Source organism: Streptomyces sp. NPDC054840, from assembly GCF_053611065.1.
In genome coordinates this window covers 1-4,131 of sequence record NZ_JBSGZP010000648.1, presented here as the reverse complement: position 1 = coordinate 4,131, position 4,131 = coordinate 1, and the positions used below count along the sequence as shown (strand labels likewise).

4 protein-coding genes are annotated in these 4,131 nt (G+C 70.3%); 3 read left to right on the top strand and 1 reads right to left on the bottom strand.

Annotated elements, in window-relative coordinates; translation table 11 throughout:
* The first annotated feature begins 6 nt into the window (after positions 1–6).
* Complete coding sequence (locus ACWGIU_RS31540; protein WP_453711533.1) at positions 7–1,350, top strand: hypothetical protein; 1,344 nt, start codon at positions 7–9, stop codon at positions 1,348–1,350.
* A gap of 34 nt (positions 1,351–1,384) precedes the next feature.
* On the opposite strand, the gene ACWGIU_RS31535 is transcribed toward ACWGIU_RS31540, so the two are convergent.
* The gene (locus ACWGIU_RS31535; RefSeq protein WP_453711532.1) at positions 1,385–2,005 is read right to left on the bottom strand and encodes a YceI family protein; all 621 of its coding nucleotides are present in this window, start codon (positions 2,003–2,005) and stop codon (positions 1,385–1,387) included.
* Positions 2,006–2,277: 272 nt separating this feature from the next.
* Here ACWGIU_RS31535 and ACWGIU_RS31530 point away from each other — a divergent pair, with 272 nt between their 5' ends.
* Together ACWGIU_RS31530 and ACWGIU_RS31525 are read left to right on the top strand one after the other, a co-directional pair.
* Positions 2,278–3,861, top strand: coding sequence for an acyl-CoA carboxylase subunit beta (locus tag ACWGIU_RS31530; RefSeq protein ID WP_453711531.1), 1,584 nt, complete (start codon positions 2,278–2,280; stop codon positions 3,859–3,861).
* A gap of 23 nt (positions 3,862–3,884) precedes the next feature.
* The gene (locus tag ACWGIU_RS31525) at positions 3,885–4,085 is read left to right on the top strand and encodes an acyl-CoA carboxylase subunit epsilon (RefSeq protein WP_453711530.1); all 201 of its coding nucleotides are present in this window, start codon (positions 3,885–3,887) and stop codon (positions 4,083–4,085) included.
* Positions 4,086–4,131 lie beyond the last annotated feature (46 nt).

Below are 4,131 nucleotides of genomic sequence, written 5' to 3'. Positions count from 1 at the left end.
AGGCTGATGTCCATGCGCTTCGGATCGCTGCTGTCCGGTCTGCTGCTGGGGCTGTCGGCGACCGCCCTGGTGGCCGCGCCCCAGGCGTCCGCGGCCGACGGGGTCGCTGCCGTGGGGGAGGCTCTCGAGCGGGGCCCGGTCTACGTGGCCCCCGGGGCCGAGGCGCAGCTGTCCACGGCCCAGGCGGACGCGCTCGCGAAGAAGATCAAGGACGCCGGGAAGCCGGTGTTCGTCGCCGTACTGCCGGCGACCGCCGAGTTCCCCGAGGGCAAGGTGCTGGGTGCGGTCCGTGCGGAGACCGGGATCACCGGGCTCTACGCGATCCGGCTCGGCAACGGCTTCAAGGCCGGCGCCGACAAGGCGGTCATGCCGAACAACGCCGTACGCAACCTCACCGAGGCGGTCAAGACCGGCGCACCGGTGGACGCCAACACCCAGCTCGACCACTTCGTGGACCAGGCCCTGACCCAGGTCAAGGGCAGTGCCCCCGCCTCCTGGGGCACCACCGGAGCCGAGCAGGGCGCCCCGGTCGGCGGACTGATCGTCCTCGGAGCGGTGGCCGTGGTGGGCGGTGGCGGTGCGTACGCGTTGGTCCGCCGCAACCGCAAGAAGAAGGAAGAGACCCGGCGTGAGGCCGTCGCCCGGCTCGGCGTGGTCGTCGACGAGGACATCACGGCCTTCGGCGAGGAGCTCGAACGGCTCGACTTCCACCCCGGCGAGCCCGGCGCCGACGACGCCATGCGGAAGGACTACGAGCAGGGGCTCGACTCGTACGAGAAGGCCAAACGGATCATGGCCTCGGTCCAGCGCCCCGACGAGGTCACGGGCGTCACCCAGGCACTGGAGGACGGCCGCTTCGCGCTGGCCACCCTCGACGCGCGCCGCCAGGGCAGGCCGCTTCCCGAGCGCCGCTCGCCCTGCTTCTTCGACCCGCGCCACGGGCCGAGCACCGAGGACGCCACCTGGGCTCCGGCCGCCGGGGCGGCCCGTACCGTGCCGGTCTGCACGGCCGACGCCGTACGACTGCGCGACGGCCTGGACCCGGCGGTCCGCACGGTCGAGACCGAACGCGGCCCGCGGCCGTACTACGACGCCGGCCCGGCGTACGGTCCCTGGGCCGGCGGCTACTTCGGCGGCGGCATCCTGCCCGGCCTGCTCGTCGGCACGATGCTCGGTTCGATGATGTCCAGCCCCGCCTACGCCTCGGACTTCGGCGGCGGCATGGGCAGCGGCTTCGAGGGCGGGGACGTCTCCGGCGCCGACTTCGACCCGTCCGACTTCGGCGGCGGGGACTTCGGCGGCGGTGGCTTCGACGGGGGCGGTGGCTTCGACGGCGGGGGCGGCTTCTGACCGCCCCCGGTTCCGGATGCCGGGGCGTCCGGCGTCAGGCCTGCTTGATCGCCGAGATGTCGAAAGTCAGCTTCACCTTGTCGCTGACCATGACACCGCCGGCCTCCAGGGCGGCGTTCCACGTCAGGCCCCAGTCGGAACGCAGGATCTCGGTGGAGCCTTCGAAGCCGACACGCTCGTTGCCGTAGGCGTCGGTGGCCGAACCGTTGAACTCCAGGTCGATGGAGAGCGGGCGCGTGACGTCCTTGATGGTCAGTTCGCCGGTGATGCGGTAGGTCTCCCCGCCGAGCTGCCGCGCCTCGGTGGAGCGGAAGGTCATCAGCGGGAAGGTCTCGGCGTCGAAGAAGTCGCCGCTGCGCAGGTGACCGTCGCGGTCGGCGATGCCGGTGTCGACGGAGGCGATCTTGACGTCGATGGAGGCGGTGGAGCGGGCCGGGTCGGCGCCGTCCAGGTGCAGGGTCCCCTCGTGCTCGGCGAAGGCACCGCGGACGTTGGTGACCATGGCGTGGCGGACGGTGAAGCCGATGCTGCTGTGGGCGGGGTCGATCGCGTAGTCACCGGTGAGGGCGGCGAGCGCCGGGTCCACTTCCAGGGTGGCGACGGCGGCGCCGTCCTGGACGTTCACGTTCTGGCTGCGGCGGGTGAAGAGACCCATGACTTGCTCCTCTGTAGTGTCCTGCTCGATCCGGAAAAGCTGTTGAAGTTTCAACGACTTCAACGGGAACGACGCTAGACCCATTCCGTTCAAATTTCAACATCTAGTCGGGGTGTCAGGGCTTTTTGTGAAGGTCCCACAACGGGCGAGTGCCCCGTCTGGCGGAGTCCGTACATCCGCCGGGCGTACTGTGCGGGCCGGACAGCGGAAGACTCCTGAGACTGTGCGGAATGAACGGAGGTTTTTCATCGCGATCTTCGTAAGGTCGGTACATGACCGTTGTGGACCAGACCCCGAGCGAGCCGACGGACGCCCGCGGGCGCGTGGCCGAGCTGCACTCCCTGCGCGAGCAGGCGAGGCGCGGCCCCAGCGACCGCGCGACCGAGACCCAGCACGCCAAGGGCAAGCTGACCGCCCGTGAGCGCATCGCGCTGCTGCTCGACGAAGGTTCCTTCAGGGAGGTCGAGCAGCTCCGCCGCCACCGGGCCACGGGGTTCGGCCTGGAGAGCAAGAAGCCCTACACCGACGGTGTCATCACCGGCTGGGGCACGGTCGAGGGCCGCACGGTCTTCGTCTACGCGCACGACTTCCGCATCTTCGGCGGCGCCCTGGGCGAGGCCCACGCCACGAAGATCCACAAAATCATGGACATGGCCATCGCGGCCGGTGCCCCGCTGGTCTCCCTGAACGACGGCGCCGGCGCCCGTATCCAGGAGGGCGTCTCCGCCCTCGCCGGCTACGGCGGCATCTTCCAGCGCAACACCAAGGCCTCAGGCGTCATCCCGCAGATCTCGGTCATGCTGGGCCCCTGCGCCGGTGGCGCCGCCTACTCCCCGGCCCTCACGGACTTCGTCTTCATGGTCCGGGACACCTCACAGATGTTCATCACCGGCCCGGACGTGGTCCGCGCGGTGACCGGTGAGGAGATCACCCAAAACGGCCTCGGCGGCGCCGACGTGCACGCCGAGACCTCGGGCGTCGCGCACTTCGCGTACGACGACGAGGAGACCTGCATCTCCGAGGTCCGGTACCTCATCTCGATGCTGCCCTCCAACAACCGCGAGAACCCGCCCGTCCACGAGACGAGCGACCCGGCGGACCGCCGCAGCGAGGTCCTGCTGGACCTGGTGCCCGCCGACGGCAACCGCCCGTACGACATGCTCAAGGTCATCGAGGAGCTCGTCGACGAGGGCGACGTCCTGGAGATCCACGAGCGCTGGGCCCGCAACATCATCTGCGCCCTGGCCCGGATGAACGGCCAGGTCGTCGGCATCGTCGCCAACCAGCCCGGCCACCTGGCCGGTGTCCTGGACATCCACGCCTCCGAGAAGGCCGCGCGCTTCGTCCAGCTCTGCGACGCCTTCAACATCCCGATCATCACGCTGCTGGACGTCCCCGGCTTCCTGCCGGGCGTCGACCAGGAGCACGGCGGCATCATCCGCCACGGCGCCAAGCTGCTGTACGCGTACTGCAACGCCACCGTCCCGCGGATCTCGCTGATCCTGCGCAAGGCCTACGGCGGCGCGTACATCGTCATGGACTCCCAGTCCATCGGCGCCGACATCACCTACGCCTGGCCGACCAACGAGATCGCCGTGATGGGCGCCGAGGGCGCGGCCAACGTCATCTTCCGCAAGCAGATCGCGGACGCCGAGGACCCCGAGGCCATGCGCGTACGCATGGTCAAGGAGTACAAGGCCGAACTGATGCACCCGTACTACGCGGCCGAGCGCGGCCTCGTCGACGACGTCATCGACCCCGCCGAGACCCGCGAAGTGCTCGTCAGCGCCCTCGCGATGCTCCGCAACAAGCACGCCGATCTGCCGTCCCGCAAGCACGGCAACCCGCCGCAGTAACCGCGAAGGAGACCTGCCACCACATGACCACCGCCACTGACACCCTGCTGCGCGTCGAGAAGGGCAACGCCGCCCCCGAGGAGCTGGCCGCGATCACCGCGATCCTGCTCGCCCGCGCGGCCGCCACGCCCGAGGAGACCCCGGCGCGCGTGCCCGGCCAGGCCGGCTGGCGCCGCCTGGAGCGCACGCCCGGCTTCCGCGCCCCGCACAGCTGGCAGGGCTGACCACCCCCGCCGGACGTTACGAGAAGGGCCCCGCACTCCCGAGGAG